Origin of the sequence: Roseomonas populi, from assembly GCF_024594815.1 — a bacterium.
Classification (GTDB): domain Bacteria; phylum Pseudomonadota; class Alphaproteobacteria; order Acetobacterales; family Acetobacteraceae; genus Roseomonas; species Roseomonas populi.
This window is the reverse complement of record NZ_JANJOU010000016.1, coordinates 105475-125443: the sequence shown is the minus strand read 5'-3', so window position 1 is coordinate 125443 and position 19969 is coordinate 105475. Positions and strand designations below refer to the sequence as shown.

18 protein-coding genes are annotated in these 19969 nt (G+C 70.8%); 4 read left to right on the top strand and 14 right to left on the bottom strand.

The window, feature by feature from the left end:
• Window positions 1–28: 28 nt before the first annotated feature.
• From NRP21_RS17545 to NRP21_RS17530, 3 genes are all read right to left on the bottom strand, one after another.
• Window positions 29–871, bottom strand: coding sequence for a hypothetical protein (locus tag NRP21_RS17545; RefSeq protein WP_257717525.1), 843 nt, complete (start codon window positions 869–871; stop codon window positions 29–31).
• 1056 nt (window positions 872–1927) lie between these two features.
• Window positions 1928–2914: a Bug family tripartite tricarboxylate transporter substrate binding protein gene (locus NRP21_RS17535; protein WP_257717524.1), complete on the bottom strand. Its 987-nt coding sequence runs from the start codon at window positions 2912–2914 to the stop codon at window positions 1928–1930.
• A 35-nt stretch (window positions 2915–2949) separates the two neighbouring features.
• Entirely contained in the window at window positions 2950–4698 is a 1749-nt protein-coding gene (locus NRP21_RS17530; RefSeq protein WP_257717523.1) for a thiamine pyrophosphate-binding protein, read from the bottom strand.
• Between the two features lie 159 nt (window positions 4699–4857).
• On the opposite strand from NRP21_RS17530, the gene NRP21_RS17525 reads away from it, so the two are divergent.
• Window positions 4858–5631 carry an IclR family transcriptional regulator gene (locus NRP21_RS17525; RefSeq protein ID WP_257717522.1) on the top strand — a complete coding sequence of 258 codons (774 nt, stop codon included), beginning with the start codon at window positions 4858–4860 and terminating at the stop codon, window positions 5629–5631.
• Here NRP21_RS17525 and NRP21_RS17520 read toward each other — a convergent pair.
• The 7 genes from NRP21_RS17520 to NRP21_RS17490 are packed head-to-tail and all read right to left on the bottom strand — an operon-like array spanning window position 5628 to window position 12244.
• Window positions 5628–6317 (bottom strand): HpcH/HpaI aldolase family protein, encoded by a 690-nt coding sequence (locus NRP21_RS17520; RefSeq protein WP_257717521.1) that lies wholly within the window; start codon window positions 6315–6317, stop codon window positions 5628–5630. The two genes, NRP21_RS17525 and NRP21_RS17520, sit on opposite strands and share 4 nt — an antisense overlap.
• Window positions 6318–6328: 11 nt before the next feature.
• A complete protein-coding gene (locus NRP21_RS17515) occupies window positions 6329–7150 on the bottom strand; it encodes a hypothetical protein (RefSeq protein ID WP_257717520.1) in 822 nt (273 codons plus the stop codon).
• Window positions 7147–8097 (bottom strand): NAD(P)-dependent oxidoreductase, encoded by a 951-nt coding sequence (locus NRP21_RS17510; RefSeq protein WP_257717519.1) that lies wholly within the window; start codon window positions 8095–8097, stop codon window positions 7147–7149. The genes NRP21_RS17515 and NRP21_RS17510 overlap by 4 nt, the downstream gene beginning before the upstream one ends.
• A gap of 2 nt (window positions 8098–8099) precedes the next feature.
• Entirely contained in the window at window positions 8100–9023 is a 924-nt protein-coding gene (locus NRP21_RS17505) for an SMP-30/gluconolactonase/LRE family protein (protein WP_257717518.1), read from the bottom strand.
• Complete coding sequence (locus tag NRP21_RS17500) at window positions 9020–10021, bottom strand: Bug family tripartite tricarboxylate transporter substrate binding protein (RefSeq protein ID WP_257717553.1); 1002 nt, start codon at window positions 10019–10021, stop codon at window positions 9020–9022. Before NRP21_RS17500 ends, NRP21_RS17505 begins: the two co-directional genes overlap by 4 nt.
• Window positions 10022–10052: 31 nt before the next feature.
• Complete coding sequence (locus NRP21_RS17495) at window positions 10053–10865, bottom strand: class II aldolase/adducin family protein (RefSeq protein WP_257717517.1); 813 nt, start codon at window positions 10863–10865, stop codon at window positions 10053–10055.
• Between the two features lie 11 nt (window positions 10866–10876).
• Window positions 10877–12244, bottom strand: a complete 1368-nt coding sequence (locus NRP21_RS17490; RefSeq protein WP_257717516.1) for an NAD(P)H-dependent oxidoreductase — start codon at window positions 12242–12244, stop codon at window positions 10877–10879.
• Window positions 12245–12556: 312 nt separating this feature from the next.
• On the opposite strand from NRP21_RS17490, the gene NRP21_RS17485 reads away from it, so the two are divergent.
• The 3 genes from NRP21_RS17485 to NRP21_RS17475 are packed head-to-tail and all read left to right on the top strand — an operon-like array spanning window position 12557 to window position 15200.
• Window positions 12557–13540, top strand: coding sequence for a Bug family tripartite tricarboxylate transporter substrate binding protein (locus NRP21_RS17485; RefSeq protein WP_257717515.1), 984 nt, complete (start codon window positions 12557–12559; stop codon window positions 13538–13540).
• A 60-nt stretch (window positions 13541–13600) separates the two neighbouring features.
• Window positions 13601–14602, top strand: a complete 1002-nt coding sequence (locus NRP21_RS17480; RefSeq protein ID WP_257717514.1) for a tripartite tricarboxylate transporter substrate binding protein — start codon at window positions 13601–13603, stop codon at window positions 14600–14602.
• A 4-nt stretch (window positions 14603–14606) separates the two neighbouring features.
• Window positions 14607–15200, top strand: coding sequence for an HD domain-containing protein (locus tag NRP21_RS17475; protein ID WP_257717513.1), 594 nt, complete (start codon window positions 14607–14609; stop codon window positions 15198–15200).
• A gap of 32 nt (window positions 15201–15232) precedes the next feature.
• Here the strand turns inward: NRP21_RS17475 and NRP21_RS17470 are convergent, their stop codons facing one another.
• The 4 genes from NRP21_RS17470 to NRP21_RS17455 are packed head-to-tail and all read right to left on the bottom strand — an operon-like array spanning window position 15233 to window position 19968.
• On the bottom strand, window positions 15233–16285 hold the full coding sequence (locus NRP21_RS17470) for a zinc-binding dehydrogenase (protein ID WP_257717512.1): 1053 nt from the start codon (window positions 16283–16285) through the stop codon (window positions 15233–15235).
• A gap of 10 nt (window positions 16286–16295) precedes the next feature.
• Window positions 16296–17594, bottom strand: coding sequence for a RuBisCO large subunit C-terminal-like domain-containing protein (locus NRP21_RS17465; RefSeq protein WP_257717511.1), 1299 nt, complete (start codon window positions 17592–17594; stop codon window positions 16296–16298).
• Window positions 17591–18970, bottom strand: coding sequence for a four-carbon acid sugar kinase family protein (locus tag NRP21_RS17460; protein ID WP_257717510.1), 1380 nt, complete (start codon window positions 18968–18970; stop codon window positions 17591–17593). The genes NRP21_RS17465 and NRP21_RS17460 overlap by 4 nt, the downstream gene beginning before the upstream one ends.
• A gap of 56 nt (window positions 18971–19026) precedes the next feature.
• Complete coding sequence (locus tag NRP21_RS17455) at window positions 19027–19968, bottom strand: LysR substrate-binding domain-containing protein (protein WP_257717509.1); 942 nt, start codon at window positions 19966–19968, stop codon at window positions 19027–19029.
• Window position 19969: the final 1 nt, after the last annotated feature.

Below are 19969 nucleotides of genomic sequence, written 5' to 3'. Positions count from 1 at the left end.
ATGGCGCTCAATCCGGTGTGGAACTGGGTTAAGGGCGCATGTGGGACGCGTAGAACGCAAGCTCGATCGAGATCCAGCGATGAAAGCTGTCCTCAAGCGCCGGCGTCGGGATGAGATTGGCGTTTGTGTCGATCGTAAAAAGGCCCTTGTCTCTGCCGGCCTGCACGACAAGGTCAACCTGACTGCGCGATAGGCCGAACCGTCCTGCTATGCTGCGGCGGCTCGGCGTGGGGACGTCCTCGAAATGGGCCAGCAGCACGGCAAGGATGACCGAATAGCTTCCCAGCATGGCCTTGAGCGAGGAGAGCGGCGCAGGGACGCGATCTGCTAAGGGAACAACATCCTCCAGATGCGCTCGACCTCCTGAGACGGAGAAGGCATCGACAAACGCGCGGTTCTCTACGAGCCGGCCACGCTGCATTTCCGGTTCCAGGATGTCGAGCGCGGCCGTTCCATATCGCAGCCATGCGCGGACGAAAGCATCCATGCGATCGGTTGGTCGGTAGTACTTGACGCGACGATCTGCCTGGCTGGCAGTTCTCCGGACCAGGCCTGAGAATTGCAGCAGAGCAAGGAGGGACTGGACGGTCCGTGGGGTCGCGTCGCCCTGCCGTGTCGATAGATCGAGCAGCCGGCCGTAGGTCGCGCCCCCTTCTGGCCCGAAGCGCTCGCGGTCGGCGTCCAGGTAGAGGAGGAAGCCGACGATCCGCCAGCGGAGGTCGGTGGAAGCGATGATGTTCACGAAGCGAGGTGCCTCGCGGAGGCGGGCGAGGCCGACCGAGTAGGCATGAACGGCCTGAGGAAAGTCCGGGTGGGATGCGAGTTGGGCAGCTTTCTGAAGAAGTGGATCAGAAGGTCCGGGCGGCGTCATGCTTCGCTCAAACCAGTCTCGAAAGATTCAGTTGCAAGTCCCGGCGGACCAAAGCTGCCTCCCCGTCTCGGGACACAGGCCGGGAACACGGCATGAGACGACGCCAGTCGTCCTGCAGCCCCCCTTCGGCTACGCTTCTCACCTATCCCACCCTCGGGTGCCCTGCCTTGGCAATCGGCCGCTGAGGATCGGGTCCGCCCCGTCCTTCCTGGCTGGGCGTCAGGCCAGCCAGTGGGAGCTTGCGATGGACAAAAACGCGCCTGATCCTCCTTTGTACCTCTCGTCCCCCATGGGATGCCTTCCGTTTAAGGCTGCAACAGTTAGATGCCGATTAATGGAATCCGGCTACGCTACATTGATGCTTCCGGAAGCCGGCCTGTGGTCAGGGAAAGTCGTGCGATGATCAGCTCCTCCAAAGTTATCAGGTTTCCAAAGGCTGCTCTGGACTCGGCGTCGCGCGGCCATGGCACGACGGGGAGCGATCGAAGCGCCAGCATTGGCGCGCCTACGTCGGAGTCGATCTCCAGCGGTTCCATGCGCGGACCGACCCTGCCTGTCCCGTCCATCGCCGCGGCCAAGCCAGCGTTCCGCGTGTTGGAGATGACCGACGGCACAGATGGATCCAAGAAGATCGTCGTGGAATTTGAAACCACCTCCGGCTCCGGAGTGGTGATCGTCAGGGCTGACGCGGTTGGGAATCTCAACCTTGAGACCGTACTCCGGGCCCCAACGTCAGGTCGGTCCCAAACGGCTGGCCATAGAACCGCAACCTCTCCTTCCCTGGCTTATACTTCTGAGGCCCTCGATGAAGACGAGCCGCCGACGGTCAAGAAGCCCCTTTCGCTCTAGTCATTTGGTCCCGGGATGAGGTGGCACGGGTGATTTTGAAGATGGCGCAGTCCCTGGTTCGGGCATCGCAGATGGCTTGGAAGGGTCTTCGCCATCGGAGAACCTTGAGGTGCCTGGTGACGTTGTAGGCGGCGATGGCGGCCCTGCATCCCACGCTCCGGGCAGAACCACCGATCGCAAGTGAGCCGGCCCACCTAGGAGACGATCTTACTCCACAGTGATCCCGGCCTCTTTCACCAGCCGCTCCCACTTCGTCGTTTCAGCGGCAACGAAGCGCGCCGTCGCGGCCGGGTTGCGGTCGTTGGGCGCGGGTGCCTGAACGCCCATCTCGGAGAGCCTCGCCTGGGTGGCTCCGTCGCCGATGGCCTTCCAGATCGCGGCCGACATGGCCTCAACCACGGCGGGCGGCGTGCCGGCCGGGGCGAGCACGGCGTTCCAGGTGGTCGCTTCAAAGCCCGGGATGGTCTCGGCCACGGTAGGCAGGTCGGGCAGAGCCTCGGACCGGCGCAACCCCGTCGTGGCGATCCCCCGCAGCGCGCCGGCGCGAACCTGCGACGCGCCGGTGGCCACGCTGTCCATCACCAGGGCGATGCGCCCGGCCAGTAGATCCGCCACTGCGGGGGCCGTCCCACGATAGGGGATATGGTCGGCCGAGACGCCAGCCATGGATTTCAGCAGTTCGATGCCGAGATGGGACGAGCCGCCGACGCCGCTGCTGCCATAGGCCCGGTGGTTGGCGCGCAGGTCCTCCACCAAGCCCTTCACGTCCCGAACCGGCGAGCTGGGCGGCACCATGATGACCTGTGGCACCACGCCCACCAGGGCCACGGGCGCAAAGTCCGCCAGCGGATCGAAGGTGAGGCGCGCGCCCTGCAGGGCGCGGTGCACCGCGTGGACGACCGTGGTGAAGAGCAAGGTGCTGCCGTCCTTCGGGGCCCGCGCCACCGCCTCCGTCCCGGGAAGCGCACCTCCGCCCGCGCGGTTCTCTACCACCACGCGCTGGGGCAGGGTGCTGGACATCCGGTCCGCCAGGATGCGCGCCACCGCATCGGTCGGGCCGCCAGCGGCATAGGGCACGATGAGGCGGACCGGACGGTCCGGCCAGCCGGCCGGGGGCGGAGCGGTCTGGGCGAGAGCGGGCGCGGACAGGGCGGCCAGCCCCGCCGCGCCCAGCAGGGCGCGACGCTCGATCATGGTTGCTTCCTCCTGGTCGTTCCTGGCCTCACTCGTCAGGCGATTCGGTCGCCCTTCTTGATGACGGCGGCGCGGTTATCCACGCCCGGTAGCATCTTGGCCGGGTCGCGCGTGACAATCACGTCCAGAACCACCGGGCCCTTAATGGCCATGGCCTGGCGCAGCGCGTCCTCGATGCCCTCCGGATCCTCCACGCGTATCCCGGTGACGCCGAAGGCCTTGGCCACCTCGGCGAAGTTCACCTCGGTCAGATCCGAGGAATGATAGTTTCCGGCCCCATAAACCAGGTGCTGCAGCGCCTTGACGTAGCCGGAAGCGGCGTTGTTCACGACGATGACGGTGAAGTCCAATTCCAGCCGCCGCGCCGTCTCCAGGTCGCCGAGCACCATGCAGAACCCGCTGTCGCCGGTGAGCGACAGCACGGGCCGCCCCGGTGCCGCCAGCGCCGCGCCCATGGCACCCGGCAAGCCGTAGCCGATGGATGCGAAGCCGCGATCGGGAACGAAGCTGCGCCCGGCCCTCTTCGTGTCAAAGAGCAGCCCTCCCCAGTGCGCCGCGAAGCCGCCATCGGCGACGAGGATGCCATCCTCCGGCAGCACGGTGTTGATGGCGGTGAGGAGGCGGGCGACGTTGATCGGGCGCTCGGTGGAGTGCAGCCGAGGCGCCACATCCTCCCGCCACTTGGCCATGCGGACCGGGACCTCGCCGGCATAGGAGGCGAGGCGGGACTTGGTGTCCGGCGCCTTCGCCAGGAGGGCCGCCTGCAGGTCCTCGAGGCCGAGCCTGGCGTCACCCCAGAGGAGCACGTCCGCGCGCCGGGTGCGGCCGAACTCCTCCGCCACGATGTCGAGGTGGATGATGGTCTTGCCTGGCCCCGGCACGGTGTAGCGCTTGGTCGCGATCTCGCCGAGCTTGCAGCCGACGACGAGGATGACGTCCGCCTCGTCGATCAGCCCGTTGGCGATGCGGTCGTAGCGGCCGAATAGCCCGGCGCTCAGCGGGTCCGTGCAGGGAATGGCGCCCTTGCCCGTCAGCGTGTGGGCGACCGGGATGTTCGTGGCGTGCGCGAACCCCGTGAGGGTCTCGGCCGCGCCAGAGATGTGGACGCCGCCGCCCGCCAGGATGAAGGGCCGCCGCGCCCCGGCCAGCAGCGCCGCCGCCTGTTCCACCGCGCGCCCGTCCGGGCGGCACCGAAGAGCTGGGGCGGCCTCGTGGATCGCGTCCACCTCGAACTCTTCCGCCTGGAAGGTGTGGGTGGCGTGCATCAGGTCCTCGGGCACGTCCACGACGACGGGGCCGGGGCGGCCCGTGGTGGCGACCATGAAGGCGCGGCGCATCAACTCCGGGATGCGCTGGATCGCCTCGATCCGGATCAGCTCCTTGCAGACGGGGCGCAGCAGCTCGGTCTGCCGGCACTCCTGGGTCATGTTCTTCCAGGCGTGGTCGCGATGCGTGTCGCCGACGACGCAGACCATCGGCGTGCCGGCGTTCAGCGCCTCCGCCAGTCCGGTGACGAGATTGGTCGCGCCCGGCCCGAGCGTCGCATCCGCCAAGCCCACGCGCCCGGAGACCTTCGCGTAGGCGTCGGCGAGGAAGACCGCCGAGCGCTCGTCGTTCATCAGGTGGTGTGGCATGTCGAAGCGCCGCACCGCCTCGTAGAGCGGCAGGAGCTGGAAGCCGCCCATGCCGAACATCGGGCCGCCGTGGAAGGCGCGGATGATGCGGGCGATGGCCTCGCCGCCCTGCATCTCAAGGGCGGAGTTGGCGGTGACGGTATCGGGCACGCGGCGCTTCCTTGTTCTTCGGGATCGCGGCGACCAGTCAGGTTCGCCGAATCGTCCCACTGAATGGGACGTGCATTCCTGTTGGATGGGATTTATAGGGAGGGGTGCAACGGCTCGTCAACGCCGCGGGCCACCGATCCGCGCCTGGAGTTCCGAAGGATGGAGAGCAGTGGGTCGAGCGGCCACCAGGGCATCGAGCGCAGCCTGGCGCTGTTGCGCGCCGTGGCCGCGGAAGGGCGCGGCGGCGCGCGGCTGGGCGACGTGGCCGCCCAGACCGGCCTGTCCCGCTCCACGGCGCACCGGTTGCTGACGCACCTCGTCGCGGCCGGGCTGCTGGAGCAGGATCCGGACGCGCCGCACTACCATCTGGGCTTCGAGATCTATGCGCTGGGCCGCCGCGCCGCGGAACGGCACGGGGTGCCGGAACTGGCGCGCGCCAGCCTCGTGCGGCTGGAGGAGCGCAGCGAGGACACGGTGTATCTCAGCATCCGCTCCGGAGACGACGCGCTCTGCACGGCCCGCCAGGAAGGGCGCTATCCCATCAAGACGCTCACCCTCTCGGTCGGGGACCGGCGCCCGCTGGGGGTCGGCGCAGGCAGCCTGGCCGTCCTCGCCGCCCTTCCGGACGAGGAGGTGGAGCGCGTGATCGCCGCCAATGCCGGCCGCCTGCGCGCCTTCCCCGGCTTCTCCGCCGCGACGCTGCGCGCGCTGGTGGAGCGCACGCGCGCCGAGGGCTGCGCCACCAATCCGGGCCTGGTGCTGCCGGGAATGATGGCGGTCGGCGTGCCGATCCGCACTCATGGGGAGCGGGTGGCCGGCGCCCTGAGCATCGCGGCCATCGAGGGCCGGATGCAGCCGGAGCGCCGGGCCCAGCTGGTGACCTGGCTGCAGGAGGAGGCGGCGGCGATCGCGCGGCGGCTGGACGGGCCCTAGATCCCGGCCCGCGCCCGCCAATCCTTCGCCCCCATGACGAGGAAGTCGTTGACGTGCGCGTAGAGCATGGAGGGCCCGCGCGCCTTCCAGGCCTCGATGTCGTGCGGCTTCACCATCATGCCCGTGGGCTTGCCGGCACGGCGGATGCGGGCGGTGGTCTCCTCGATGGTGCGGACCATCTCCGGCCCCGTGTAGTCGCCGGCGAAGCCCGCGCTCTTGGCGAGGTCCACGCCACCGATGAAGAGGCAGTCGATCCCCGGCACCTCCAGGAAGCCGTCCAGCTCCGCGACCGCCGAGGCGGACTCGACCTGGATGATGACCACCTTCTGCTCGAAGGCCTTGGGGAAGCAGTAGCGGATGTCCTCCACCGCGCGCCGCACCTGGGCGGCCGTGTCGAGGCGCGGGATGACGATGCCGTCCACGCCCCGGAACATGTGTCGCTCGATCGTCCAAGGCTCCGGCGACGGCACGCGGACGACGGAGGCGATGCCGGCCAGCCGCGCGGCGCGCGCCATGTCCTCCAGCACCTCCAGCCCGGCGCTGCCCTGCTCGCAGTCGATCATCACGGCATCGGCGCCGAGCGATCCGCAGAACTCCACCAGCCCCGGCGAGGGATAGTCGGGGTTGAGGAGAAGAGTGGTCTCGTTGGCGGCGAGCTTCGCCTTGAACCGGGCGGCAGGGCTCATGGAGGTTCCCATCAGGATCGGCGCGCCCAATCGAGCAGCACTTCGGAGGCGCGCATCCCCGGCGCGGCACCCAGGCGACGCGCCGTCCCGTTCACCACGGAGATGATGCCGTCGTGGAAGACGGAGGCGGCGTCGCCGATGCGCGCGGAGGCGGCGGAGACGGTGAAGGAGGCGATGCCGCGCTCATCCAGGGCGGGCAGGCGCGTGGTACCGGCATTCTCGATGCCGATGCCGGCATCGTGGAAGATGCCCGCGAAGCCTTCGGTCCGCAGGGCCATGTAGGGCGCACCGCCCACCAGCCCGCCATGGGAGCCGGTGACGACGATCTGCCCCGCATCTCCGGGCGTCACCAGGGCCGCCGAATCCAGCAGCAGGATGCGCCGTGTGCCGCCCGGGACCGGCACCTCGCCGCGCGCCTCGCCCAGGGTGGGCGCCGTGGCGCGGACATGCCGCGCGCTGCGCAGCAGGCCCGCCGCGTCGATGCAGCTCATCCCCGGCGCGACGCCTGCCGCGCGGGCCGGAGCATTGGCATGGCTGATGACACCGCGCGCCCGCATGTCCGCCGTGTCGCCGATCCGGCAGGAGAGGTGAGAGACGGTGGCGGCGGCGATGCCCAGGGCCTCGAGATACGGGAGGGAGCCGATGCCCGCCTCCTCCTTGCCCAGACCGGCATCGCTCAGGATCACGGCGCGGACATGGGCCTTCGCCGCCAGGTAACCCGGGTAGCGCCCGCCATGCGAGCCGGAGAGGATAACGGCGCCATCCGCTTCCGGCGGCAGCTTCGTGATCGTGTCCGCGGTGATGATGGGAACGGTCGGCGTCCCGGCGCTCATGCCTTGGCCCTCCTCGCCAGTTCGGCGACATCGACTGCGCCGAAGGATTCGTAGACGCGTAGCACCTCGGTATCGCTCTTCGGGCCCAGGCCTGCGCCCGCCGCCATGGTGAAGACCTGGTGCGCCGCGGCGGCGATGGGGACGGGCGCGTTCAGCCCGCGCGCGGCGTCGAGGGCGATGGAGAGGTCCTTCAGGAAGATGTCCACGCGTGATTGCGGCTCGTGATCCCCGGCGATCATGCGGGGCGCCCGCTTCTCGAACTGGAAGGAACGCCCGGCGCTGTGCGCCACCACGTCGTAGAGGAGGGTGGGATCGACGCCCGCCCGCGCGCCGAGTGCCAGCGCCTCCGCCGTCAGCGCGATATGGGTCGCGGTGAGGAGCTGGTTCACCAGCTTCACCGTGGAGCCCTGCCCGGCGCGGTCGCCCACGCGGTAGAGCTGGCCGCTATAGGCGCGGATAGCCGGGGCAGCGGCTTCGTAGGCGGCGTCGGACCCGGAGGCGATGACGGTGAGCGTGCCGGCCTCAGCCCCCGTGACGCCGCCGCTGACGGGCGCGTCCAGCATGAGCAATCCCATCCCCTCCAGCCGCAAGGCGATGGCCGCCGCGTGGTCCGGCGGCAGGGTGCTGGAGAGGATGACCGTGGCGCCCCGCGGCAGTGCCGCCGCCGCGCCGCCCTCTCCGAAGAGGACGGCCTCGGCCTGCCCGCCATTTACCACCATGACCACGAGGAGGTCGGCGCCGCCGGCAGCCCCGGCGGCGTGGGGCGCTGCCGTGCCGCCTGCCTGCTCCAGCCTCTCGAGCGCCGCGCGGTTGAGATCGAAGCCGACGACGCGGTATCCGGCCTTGCAGAGGTGGCGCGCGATGGGGCCGCCCATCGCGCCCAGCCCGATGAAGCCGATGCGCCGTGTCGCCTGCGCCGCCGGGGTGACGTGTTCGGGCAGGTCCATGCTCATGCCTCCGCGTGGGAGAAGAGCGGCAGCCCCGCTGCGTCTGTGGTGGCGCGCAGGATGGTGCCGGTTTCTGATTCGGTGATGAAGAGCTCGGCCGTGCCAGGCCGGAAGGCCAGGTTGGTCGTGGACCATCCCGCGCAGGAGGCGATGCGGGCGAGCGGCTCGGCCCGGGGCGAGAGGCGCCAGACGGTGCCGAAGCCGGCATGGGCGACCAGCAGGCAGCCCTCCTCGTCCAACGCCAGCCCGTCCGGCCCGCTCGGGCCGCCGTGCAGGTGGCAGAAGATGCTGGCCTTCGTCACGCTGCCGTCCGCGTGCAGCGGCAGGCGCCAGATCTGGTTCGCCCGCGTCACCGCCACCAGCAGGAAGGAGGCGTCCGGCGCCACGACGATGCCGTTCGGGCTGGGCACCGTGTCGATCAGGAGGTCCAGGCGCCCGTCCGTGCCCAGGCGGTACACCCGCCCTGTCGGGTCCTGCAGGCCGGTCTGCCCCTGGTCGGTGAAGTACATCTCGCCCGAGGGCCCGAAGACGAGGTCGTTCACGCCCTTGAAGCTCTCGGAGCGCGCGGTCTCCAGGAAGGGCGTCACGGCGCCGCTGTCGGGGTCCAGCAGCATGATCCCGCGCTTGTAGTCCGTGATGAAGATGCGCCCATCCCGGTGGATCTTCAGCCCGTTCGGCCAGCCGTCATACTCGGCCACCTGCTCCCATTCCCCCTCGGGCGAGACGCGGAAGACGCGGCCGAAGGGGATGTCGGTGACGTAGAGCCGCCCCTGCCGGTCGAAGGAAGGACCTTCGAGGAAGCTGTCCACCGGTTTGCCCGCGCGGTTGGCGTCGCTCCAGGCGGTGCGGCGGGGGGGCCGGAACCGGTCCGGCAGGCGCGTGAAGACCTCGGTCTCGATCCGGGGCGGCGGGGCGAAGAAGGTCATTGTTTCTCGACGTTCGCCTTCTCCGCCACCACCCGCCAGCGCTCGCTCTCCTCCTGCAGGAGCTGGCGGAAGGCTGCAGGCTGCATGCCGCCCGGGATGGACCCGGTGCCCTGCATGAAGCTGACCACGCCCGGGTCGCGCAGGGCCGCGGCCGTCTCCTCGTAGAGCTTGTCGATCACGGGCTTCGGCGTGCCCTTCGGCGCGGCGAGGCCGGACCAGTTCACCACGCCGAAGCCGGGCAGCCCGGCCTGGGCGAAGGTGGGCACGTCGGGCAGCTCCGTGGCCCGCTCCGACCCGCTGAAGGCTATGGCCCGCATCAGCCCGCCCTTCACGTTGCCGACGCCGGAGGAGAGGGAGGTGAGCACCATGTCCACCTGGCCGGAGACGCAGGCCGTGTCCGCATCCCCGCCGCCGCGGAAGGGCACGTGTAGCAGCTTCATGCCGGCGGCCTGCTGGAAGGCCTCCATGCCGAAGTGCAAGGAGCTGCCGATGCCGCCAGTGCCGTAGGTGAGCTTCTCCGGATCCTTCTTCGCCGCGGCGATCACCTCGCCAAGGGTCCGGTAGGGAGATTTCGCTCCTACGGCGAGGATGGTGGGGGTGAAGGTCATCACCGTCACCAGCTCGAAGCCGTTCGCGTGGTCGAAGGGCAGCTGCCGGAAGACGTAGGGCATCACCGCGTAGGTGTTGTCGATGGCCAGCAGGTTGTAACCGTCCGGCGCTTGGCGCGCGGCCTCGGCAGTGCCGATGGTGCCCGTGGCGCCAGAGCGGTTCTCCACCACGAAGGCCTGCCCGGTCCCCTCGCTCAGCCGCTGCGCGATGCGCCGCGCCGTCGTGTCCACCGCGCCGCCGGGAGCCCAGGGAACGATGATCCGCACGCTGCGCTCGGGGTAGCCGCGCTGCGCCCGCGCCCCGCCGGCCAGCAGCGTGGCCGCTGCCGCCCCGCCCAGCGTGGCGCGCCGGGTCACCACGGGGCCGCAGCCTCGCGTTTCCTCTGCCATCGTCGTCACGCTCCCCTGATTGTCCTGGATATCAGTCGAAAAGGTCCGGATCGGTCCGGCAGACGCGGTCGTAGATTGGCTGGTAGTGCAGCCAGGCCATGAAGGGCGTGGCGAGATGGTCGCGCGAATGGGCCGCGGCCTCGGGCGGGATGAGCTTCAACGGATGACCCGTGGCCTCGGCCTTCAACTGGATCTCGCAGGCGCGCTCCGCCATGATGAACCACCACGCCGCCTCGTCCACGCTCTCTCGCCCCGCGCTGAACAGGCCATGGTTCTGGTGGATGGCGATCCTGGCCGTGCCGAAGGCGGCCGCGACGCGGCGCCCGGCGGAGCGGTCCACCACCACCGCGCCGGCTTCCTCGGTGATCACCGCCTGGCCGTCGCCGTAGAAGCCGCAGGCCGTCTGGGTGATAGGGGCGAGCGGACGGCCGAGCGCGGCCCAGGCCATGCCGTGCGTCGTGTGCATGTGGCAGGAGGCCAGGACATGCGGGTTCGCCTCGTGGATGGCCGCGTGCAGCACGAAGCCCGCGCGGTTCACCGCCCAGCTTCCCTCCAGCACCTTACCATCATGGTCCACGAGCAGGAGGTCCGACACCTTCACCCGCCCGAAATCCATGGCAAAGGGATTGGTCCAGTAGAGCTCAGGGTGCTCGGGATCGCGCACGGTGATGTGGCCGGCGAAGCCGTACTCGTAGCCATGATGGGCGAAGACGCGGCATGCGGCGGCCAGGCGCTGCTTGCGGTGCAGCCGCTCCTCCGCCACCGTCTCGAAGACAGGCGGCGTGGGGAAGTGCAGCCCCTCCTGGTCGGGCTGGTAGACAGAGCGCTTGTTCACAAGGTTCATCGGCTGGACTCCTACTTGGCCAGGGCCGGGAATGCGTGCGCGGCGCGGTGGCGCGCCTCCAGCTCGCGGCGCAGGCGCAGGGCGTCGCTGTCCGGAAGGCCGGTGACGTCCCCCCAGGTGATCGCCTCGCCCGCCTTCACCGCGCGGGTCGTCCGCACGCTATGGGCCAGGCCGACCGGCAGGAGGTTGCGCGCGAGGCTGGTGGCGGCGGGCAGGCAGCGGCCCCAGACGGTGTAGCCGCCCTCGCCGTCCAGCACCTCGCCGATGGCCAGGTCCTTCTTCGCAACGGCCGCGACATCGGCGCGGAACTCGCGGCTGTTCCCCGTGCTCTCGCCGCGCAGCGCCGCGGAGGCGATCGAGACGCCAAGCTCCAGCCCGATGAGATGGAAGGGGCGGTGGATGGCGGCGTATCGGCCGGTGCTGTCCGTCCTCACGCCATACTCTCCGAAGCAGCGGCAGGCGTAGTCGGAAGGGCCCTCGAAGACGACGAAGACGCCCCAGCGCAGATCGTTGGGGATGGGCGTGCCGTCGCGCTGCGTTGAGGCCGCGATCTCCACCCGGTTCTTCGCCTCCAGCACGCCGCCTTCCGAGGCGGGGCGCATGACGCCCGGCAGGTCGTCGATGCCGCAGGGCGGGAAGAGCAGGCCCTCCGAAGGGCTCTCCATCCCGCAGGCGTTCGCGACGGCGGCGGATTCGATGGCGGCCTTGGTGCCGTCGGTGAAGGAGGTGAACATCTGCGGGTTCATCCCCGCCGCCTTCGCCTTCTCGGCCGTGATGCCGCGGCTGGCCCAGACCGTGTCCGGCGTGATCTCGTTGGAGCCGGTGACAAAGCGGTTGCCCTTGCCCGCGGCGGTGACGATGAAGCCGTTGGTACGGACCGTGTCCACCAGCTCGCAGATCAGCGCGGGCTGGTCGCCATAGGCGTAGCTGTACACCACCCCGGCGCGCGCGGCCTTCTCCGCCAGGATGGCGCCGGCCAGCACGTCGCCCTCCACGTTGACCATGATGACGTGCTTGCCGTGCTCGATGGCCGTCAACGCGTGGGAGAGGCCGGCCTCGGGGCTGCCCGTCGCCTCCACAACCACCTCAACGCGCGGGTCCGTGAGGATGGCGCGCACATAGTCGGTGACGAAGGTGGAGCCATGATGCGCCGCCTCATCCAACGAGCGGGCGGCGATGCGCTCCGCGGGCCAGTCTACCGCCTGCGCGCGTTGCCGCACGCCCTCGGGCTGCAGGTCGGCGACGCCCATCACGTGCAGCCCGGGCGTGCGGATCGCCTGGGCGAGGAACATGGTGCCGAACTTGCCGGCACCGATCAGGCCGACGCGAATGGGCCGGGACGCCGCCTCTCTCGCGCGCAGCATGGTGTAGAGATTCACGGCGACCTTCCCTCCTCCGGCGTCCGTCGCGGTGGTGGCGACGCGCCGTCCTGTTGGGCGCATCCTGCGACGGCGCGGCAGGGCGCAACAGCGATGAAATCTCACAGCGTGCCGCCTAAACCTCGCCAACCCGTCCCAATCAGTGGGATCACGCCGGGTGGCTGTGACTTTTCCTGGCGGCACGCGGCAGAGAACTCGCTTGAGCGGCGCGCCGCCGGGCTGGTTGACTGACATTCTCCCGACCAGCGGTGAAACGCGGCGGCACGGGCAATGACACGGTCCGCAGACGACCGGCACTCAAGGAACGCAGCCATGCCCTCCATCACGCGCCGCGGCCTCGTCCTCGCCACGCCCGCGCTTCTTCTCGCCCCGTCCCTCGCGCGCGCGCAGGGCGGCTACCCCGACCGGTCCATCAGCATGGTCGTCCCCTTCGCGCCGGGCGGGGTGACGGACATTGCCGGCCGCATCGTGGCGAAGGGGCTGGAGCCGCGTCTCGGCCGGCCGGTCGTGGTGGACAACCGTGGCGGTGCGGGCGGCAACATCGGGATGGAGTACGTCGCGCGGGCGGCACCGGACGGTTATACCCTCGTCTTCGGAACGCAGGGCACGATGTCCTGCAACGGGTTCCTCTATCGCAGCACCGGCTACGACACGCAGCGGGATTTCGAGCAGGTCGGCCTCACCTTCCTGACGGATCACATCCTTGTCGTCGGCCCGCGGCTGTCCGGGGTGCGAACCGTGCAGGACCTGGTGACGCTGGCGAACCAGAGGCCAGGGGCGCTGATGTACGGCTCCGCCGGCGTCGGTGGTGGCTCGCACCTCTTCATGGAGTACTTCCTGTCGCTCACGGGCACGAAGATGACCCATGTGCCCTATCGCGGGACCGGCCCGGCCGTGACGGATCTCGTCGGCGGCAACCTGGACATCATGATGGACTCGCTGCCCTCCTCCATTGGCATGATCGACGCGGGGAAGACGCGGCCTCTGGCCGTGGGTGGCGGGCAGCGTAACCCGCGCGTGCCGAACGTGCCGACGATGGTGGAGGCCGGCGTGCCCGGCTACGAGGCCGCCGCCTGGGGATCCGTCGCGGTGCCGAAGGGAACGCCGCGGCCGATCATCGAGAAGCTGTCCGCCGCGCTGCGCGAGACGCTCAACGACCCCGAGACGAAGCAGGCCCTGGCAGAGAAGGGCGCCTCCGGCCTGCCCTCCACCGCGGCGGAGGCGGATGCGCGCGTGGCCTCCGAAATGGAGCGCTGGGGCAAGGTGATCCGCGAGGCGAACATCACCGCCAGCTGACCCTCCGCCATCGCGCCGGACCCGCGGTCAACCTGGGCCGGCCACTCCAGGGAGCCCTCCATGACGAAACAGGATGATGTGCCGGGGGCATTGCGGTTGTCGCGGCGCGCCCTCCTCCCGGCGGGGCTGGCGCTTGCCGCCGCCCGCCCGGCCCTGGCGCAGGGACGCTATCCCGATCGTCCGGTGCGGGTCATCGTAAACTATTCGCCCGGCGGCGGCGCCGATTCCGTGGCCCGGATCGTCTTCGCCCGGCTCTCCGAGCGCATGGGCCAGCCCTTCGTCATTGAGAACCGCCCGGGCGGAAGCGGCACGATCGGCGCGAGCGTCGTCGCCCATGCCGCGCCGGACGGCTACACCATCATGCACGAGGCGACGGCCTTCACCGTCAATCCCTCATTCCTGCCGAACCTGCCCTTCGACCCGGAGCAGGACTTCCGGCCCGTTTATCACGCCGTGATGATCCCGGTGGTGCTGTCGGTGAACCCGCGCTCGCCGATCCGCACGGTTGCGGACGTGATCGCCCGCGCCAGGGCGAGCCGAGACGGGCTGAACTGTGGCTCGGCCGGGATCGGCAGCGGCCAGCACAGTGCGCTGGAGATGTTCGCGCGGCAGGCCGGCATCCGGCTGAACCACGTGCCATATCGCGGCGGCGCGCCGATGATGAGCGACCTGATCGGCGGCCAGCTCGACCTCGCCTTCGACAACCTTGCGGGCGCGGCGAACCAGGCGAAGGCGGGCGCCATCCGGATGGTGGCGCATGGCGCGCGGGAGCGCCTGCCGGCCCTGCCTGACCTGCCGGCCATCGCCGAGACCCTTCCCGGCTTCGAGGCGGCGGACTGGAACGGCGTGCTGGCGCCGAAGGGAACGCCGGACGCCATCGTCGCGCGCCTCAACACGGAACTCGCCACAACGATGCAGGAGCCTGCGGTGGCCGAGAAGCTGTCCGGGCTGAACATCGTCCCCGTGCCGCCCTCCTCGCCCGAAGCGTTCGGCGCCTTCCTGCGGGCGCAGACGGCGAAATGGGGTGATATCATCCGGGCCGCGAACATCCGCCCGGAGTAGGTGAATGCCCTACGTGATCGATTCTGCGCCCGGCCCGAAGCGGCAGGCAGTGGAGAGCTGGCTGCACGGGCTGGACATGGTTTCGCCCGCGCTCCGGGAGCGCATCGTCACCGCCTGGACCACCAGCTTCGGTTCCAGCACGCACCGGGCGATCGAGGCGATTCCCTTCACGCCCGCCGCGCAGTTCTACCCGCTGGCCGAGCACGTGAACGAGGTGACCCGCGCCGGGATGGACCTCGCTCGCCGGGCGGAGGCGGACTGGGGAATCGCGCTCGACTGGGACGAGATGATGGCCATCCTCATCCTGCACGACGTGGACAAGCCGCTGCTCTACGAGGCGGCGCCGGAGGGCGGCCACCGCTACACGCGGCTCTTCCGCGAGTTGCCGCACGGCGTGGTGGGCGCCATGCTGCTGAAGGAACTCGGCTTCTCCCACCTGGTGGTCAGCACCGTCGCCACCCACGCCACCAACGCGCCCTTCCACGGCGACACGAGCGAGGCGCAGATCCTGCACTACGCCGATCTCTTCGCGGCGGATCGCGCCATGAAGGCGATCGGCGCGAAGCCCTTCTACCAGCGCGGCTTCGGCAGCCATTGAACCGCGGTCCGGCGGCGCTCCCGGCCGGACCGTCACGCCATCTCGAACATCACCTTGCCGGCGGCGCCGGACTCCGCGAGCTCGAAGGCCTCCTCGAAGCGCTCCAGCGGGAAGCTGTGCGTCAGCACCGGCTCCACCTTCAGCCGGCCGGAGCGCAGCAGGCTCTCGGTCGCCAGCCAGGTCTCGTCAATCAGCCGGCCGAAGATGCCGCGGATCTGCGCCTCCCGCACGATCACGTCCTTTGCCAGGTCCAGCGCGACCGGCGCGCTCGGCATTCCCGCCAGGATGAGGGCACCGCCGGGGACGAGGCAGGACAGCGCGTCCTGGATGGCGCGGCCGTTGCCGGAAGCGTCGATGGCGGCGTCGATCCCCTCGCCGCCGCTGGCCTCCGCCGCCGCCTGCACGAGCGGCGTCGCGACAGGGTCGATCACTGCGTCGGCACCCATCCGGGCGGCGAGATCGCGGCGATAGGCATGCAGGTCCGCCGCGATCACCCGCGCCGCGCCCAGGGCCCGGGCGGCGGCGATGGTGAAGAGCCCGATCGGCCCGCAGCCCACCACCAGGGCGTTCCGCCCGCGCAGATCCGCCTCCATCGCCGCGCGCACGCCAACGCCCAGCGGCTCCATGATGCTGGCGTCGCGGAAGGGCAGGTCATCCGGCACGCGGCGCAGGGCGGAGGCCGGCACCACCGTGTGGTCGGAGAAGCAGCCCAGCCCCTGCTTGGAGAAGAGCTTCAGGTTCAGGCAGGTGTGGCGCCGGTTCGCGCGGCACTGCCGGCAATGGCCGCAGGCGATGTGCGTCTCGGCCGAGACGCGCATGCCCGGCTCCAGCCCCGTCACGAGCTCCCCGGTCGCCACCACCTCCCCGCCCAGCTCGTGCCCCATGGGGATGGGCAGGCGGTAGTTGCGCGCGGCCCAGTCGTTCCATTCGTAAACATGCAGGTCGGTCCCGCAGATCGCGGCGCGGTGGACGCGCACCAGCACGTCCTGCGGGCCCATGGGGCGCAGCGGGCGCTCGTGCAGGGCCACGCCGCCGTGCTCGGTGCGTTCCTTGACGAGGATGCGGGTAGAGGTGGGGTTGGTCATGGCGCGGTTCTCAGGCGTGGGCAGGCCAGTGGGCGAGGGCGGTCGCGAGGGGCGGGTGGTCGCGCGCGAAATCGTCTGGCGGGATGCCGGCCATGGCGGCGGCCCAGGCGGCGCGCATGCTCTCCACCCCCGCGCGCGGCCCGCCGGGATGGCCGAGGATGGCCCCGCCAGTCGTCATGATGAGGTCGGCGCTGCCGGCGGCGCGCAGCGTGCCGGCGACATGCCGCACGGTGGAGCCGCCGGAGAAGACCGGCATGGCGCGGTCCGAGTCATCGAGCAGGGGCGAGAGGCAGGCGCGGGCGGAGGCGGTGACGTCCTCCGCCGTCTCCCAGAACTTGCCGCCGAGCCCGCTGACATGCAGGTGGTCCACCCCGGCCAGGCGCCAGAACTGCTGGTAGACGCCAAAATCCGCCCCCATGAGCGGCGCGCGCGCCATGGCACCCCAGCCGGCGCGATGCCCGTGGATGGGAAGCTGGCTGTGCCGCCGCAGCGCCAGCAGGCCGGAGAGGCCGACGGCGTTCAGGTTCACCATCACGCAGCGCCCGCCCGCCGCCAGCACGGCATCGTGCCGCCGGCGCATCTCGTCCACCTCGCCGGTGATGTTCACGGCGTAGGTCAGGCGGTGCCCTGTGCGGTCCTCCGCGCGCCGCACGGCGCCCAGCACGGCCTCCGCGCGCTCGACGGCGGGGCAGTAGGGCGGGTCCGCCATCAACTCGTCGTCCTTGACGAAGTCGAGCCCGGCCTCCGCGAACTCGGAGACCAGCGCCGCCGTCTCCTCCGGCGCCAAGCCAATATTCGGTTTCACGATGGTGCCGATCAGTGGCCGTGCCTGCACGCCGGACAGCCGCCGGGTGCCCGTGATGCCGAAAGCCGGGCGCGGGCAGGCGCGGATGAACTCCTCCGGCAGTTCCAGGGATTGCAGCCGCAGCCCCGTCAGGTCCCGCATGCCGGTCTGGTTGCCCATCAGCGTTGTCATCAGCATGGGCAGGGAGGGGCCGATGTTGTGCAACGGCCAGGAGATGCGCACCCGCGCCCGCTGGAAGCTCTGGGCCGCGCCGGTGGCGTGGGAGGGGAGGGAAGGGGTTGAGACCGTCCCCAGCCTCTCGATGCGCTCCACCACCGCGCCGTGGCGCCGCAGCAGCTCCGGCGTCTCGCCCGCAACCCTGGTGTGGGTCGCCGTGGATTGCTCCCCGGCCATGGCGGCGGCCACGGTCTCCACATCGCCCGGCGTCTCGATGAGGTAGGTGGCGGCGAAGCGCGTGGCGGAAAGTCCGCGCATCCCGGCGGTGGCCGTGTCGGGCGCACTCATGACCAGCCCTCCAGGCTGCGGACGCGGAGAAAGACATCGTCGCTCCCGGTCTGCCCCGCCTTCAGCAGCAGTTGCAGCCCGTCCATCCGGGGATCGTCGGAAACGAGGCCGGAAATGCGCGCCCCGGCCGCGCGGCTGAAGCCCAGGATGCGCAGCGCGTAGGCGTCGATCGCCCGCATGGCGCGGCTGGAGGTGTCACCCCCTGCCAGCACGGCGCGGCGCAGGCCCAGCCCCCCGGCCAGGCGGGTGACGAGCGCGCCGAAGAGGTCGCCCGTGCGCCGCACCAGCTCCTCCGGCGGGATGCCGCGGCGTGCTGCCGCTTCCCGCGCTGCCGGGATTGCCGGGTCGTCCGGGCCCAGCGCCGTGTAGGCCACCGCGCCGGGGGCGGATTGCAGCGCCTCCGCCAGGGCAGCCTCCAGGGGCCCCGCGGCGGCCTCCGGCGTGAGATCCATCAGCGCCGGAAGGTCCAGGCGGATCGCCTTCCACCCCGCCGCCTCCGCGGCACGGATCTGCGCCGCCGTCTGGGGCGAGGCACTGCCGGAGAGCACGAGCAGCCGGTCCACCGGCGCTATGGCCGGTTCCGCCGCGGCCGGCCCGCCCAGGCCCAGCGCGGCGGCGTGCCGCCCCAGCGCCCCGGCCAGCCCCTGTGCCGCCACGGCCAGGACCGGCGCCGCGGCCGACAGATCCCAGATCAGCGCCGCCGCACGGTCCAGGTCCGCCTCCTCCAGCGCGTCCATCACGATGCCGGCGGCGGCCGAGCCGGCCAGCGCGTCCCACCGCGCCCGCAGCGCCTCGGGCCCGGCGCGCAGCCAGCGCCAGTCGATGAGCGAGACGGGCAGGTCGGTCTGCCGCGCCAGGTGCAGCCGCAGGTCGGCCTCGTCCATCGGCGTGGCGGGGTGGTGAGCCATGGTCGGGTGGCGGTCCAGCCGCACCGCTTCTCCCTTCGCCTCGGCGAAGTGCTGGCCAAAGGCCGTCCAGCGCCCCGCATCGGGGCAGGCCGCCACGATGGGAATGGGGGAAGGGCCGAAGACCAGCCGCCCCAGTTCCATCATCCGCCCGATGCTGCCGAGGTCCGGCGCGGAATCGAAGGTGGAGCAGACCTTGTACTGCACGGCGCGGCAGCCCAGGCGGCGGAACAGCTCGAAGGCCGGGCGCACCTCCGCCTCCATCGCCGAGGCCGGCAGGGAGCGCGCGACGCCGGCGATGCCGATCGCGTCCAGGCCGGGGAGATGCCGCGCGAGCTGCGCCTCGTCCGGCGTGCGGAGGTAGAGGAGCGTGCGAAGCCCGGCCATGCGGTAGGCGTCCAGGTGCGCGGAAGCACCGGTGAAGTCGTCGCCGTAGAAGGCAAAGGCGGGGACGTGCCCGGAATGGGACAAGAGCCGTGTTCCCCCTGCGCGGTTCGTGGCCGCATGGAACCCGGCGGCGCGCATCGTCACACCACGGCGGCGGCGGCCCCGACAAGCGAGTTTTGCCCCGGCTTGCGGTGAGGCGAGGTCACAGCGGCGGGCGGGCCGGAGGAGACTTCCGCTTCGATCCAGGCCGCCAGCGCCTGCACGCCCGGCTTCTGCGCGGCGCTCCGCCGGATCCAGAGCTGCAGCTCCCGCGTGCCGGGCGCGAAGCCGAATGGCGCCACCAGCTTGCCCGAGGCCAGGTCGTCCTCCACCAGCATGTGGGGAGCGACGGCGGCGCCGAAGCTGCAGGCGGCGGCCTGGATGGCGAGAAAGAAGTGGGCGAAGGTCTCCTGCCCCGCGATCTCCAGCGGCGGCTCCCCGGCTGCCCCGCGCCACGCTGCCAGTGCGTCCGGGCGCGAGTTCGTCTCCAGGATGCGCCAGCGGCGCGGGCCCGGCGCCTCGTCCAGGGCCGCCAGGTAGTCCGGCGCGCAGACCAGCCCGATCTTCTCCCGTGTCAGCGGCCGCACCACGATGTCGGCCGGGCGCGGCACGCTGCTGTTGCGCAGCGCCACGTCGATGTCGTCGCGCGCGAAGTCCACGGCGCCGTGCGAGACGGAGAGCCGCAGCTCCACCCCCGGATGTAGCTGGCGGAAGGCGGCGAGCCGCGGGATGAGCCAGCGCGACATGATGGAGGAGGAGCAGGCGAGGGTGAGCGGCCGGTCCCGGAACTCGGCCACGCCCTTGTGCATGAGGGAAAAGGCGGTCCCCAGCGTCTCGGCCAGCCGCGCGCCCTCCGCCGTGGGTTCGACCGAGCGCGGAAGGCGGCGTAGCAGGGGGGCTTTCAGCTCCGCCTCCAGCTGCTGAATCAGCCGGCTGACCGCGCCATGGGTGACGCAGAGCTCTTCCGCCGCGCGGGTGATGCTGCGCTGGCGGGCGGCGCACTCGAAGGCGCGAAGCGCGTTCAGCGACGGTAGCCGGGCCATG

Excerpts from the sequence above, each read along its gene's own strand:
- NRP21_RS17545 (WP_257717525.1), bottom strand. The coding sequence starts at position 871 with ATGACGCCGCCCGGACCTTCTGATCCACTTCTTCAGAAAGCTGCCCAA.
- NRP21_RS17535 (WP_257717524.1), bottom strand. The coding sequence starts at position 2,914 with ATGATCGAGCGTCGCGCCCTGCTGGGCGCGGCGGGGCTGGCCGCCCTG.
- NRP21_RS17525 (WP_257717522.1), top strand. The coding sequence starts at position 4,858 with ATGGAGAGCAGTGGGTCGAGCGGCCACCAGGGCATCGAGCGCAGCCTG.
- NRP21_RS17520 (WP_257717521.1), bottom strand. The coding sequence starts at position 6,317 with ATGAGCCCTGCCGCCCGGTTCAAGGCGAAGCTCGCCGCCAACGAGACC.
- NRP21_RS17515 (WP_257717520.1), bottom strand. The coding sequence starts at position 7,150 with ATGAGCGCCGGGACGCCGACCGTTCCCATCATCACCGCGGACACGATC.
- NRP21_RS17510 (WP_257717519.1), bottom strand. The coding sequence starts at position 8,097 with ATGGACCTGCCCGAACACGTCACCCCGGCGGCGCAGGCGACACGGCGC.
- NRP21_RS17505 (WP_257717518.1), bottom strand. The coding sequence starts at position 9,023 with ATGACCTTCTTCGCCCCGCCGCCCCGGATCGAGACCGAGGTCTTCACG.
- NRP21_RS17500 (WP_257717553.1), bottom strand. The coding sequence starts at position 10,021 with ATGGCAGAGGAAACGCGAGGCTGCGGCCCCGTGGTGACCCGGCGCGCC.
- NRP21_RS17495 (WP_257717517.1), bottom strand. The coding sequence starts at position 10,865 with ATGAACCTTGTGAACAAGCGCTCTGTCTACCAGCCCGACCAGGAGGGG.
- NRP21_RS17485 (WP_257717515.1), top strand. The coding sequence starts at position 12,557 with ATGCCCTCCATCACGCGCCGCGGCCTCGTCCTCGCCACGCCCGCGCTT.
- NRP21_RS17480 (WP_257717514.1), top strand. The coding sequence starts at position 13,601 with ATGACGAAACAGGATGATGTGCCGGGGGCATTGCGGTTGTCGCGGCGC.
- NRP21_RS17475 (WP_257717513.1), top strand. The coding sequence starts at position 14,607 with ATGCCCTACGTGATCGATTCTGCGCCCGGCCCGAAGCGGCAGGCAGTG.
- NRP21_RS17470 (WP_257717512.1), bottom strand. The coding sequence starts at position 16,285 with ATGACCAACCCCACCTCTACCCGCATCCTCGTCAAGGAACGCACCGAG.
- NRP21_RS17465 (WP_257717511.1), bottom strand. The coding sequence starts at position 17,594 with ATGAGTGCGCCCGACACGGCCACCGCCGGGATGCGCGGACTTTCCGCC.
- NRP21_RS17455 (WP_257717509.1), bottom strand. The coding sequence starts at position 19,968 with ATGGCCCGGCTACCGTCGCTGAACGCGCTTCGCGCCTTCGAGTGCGCC.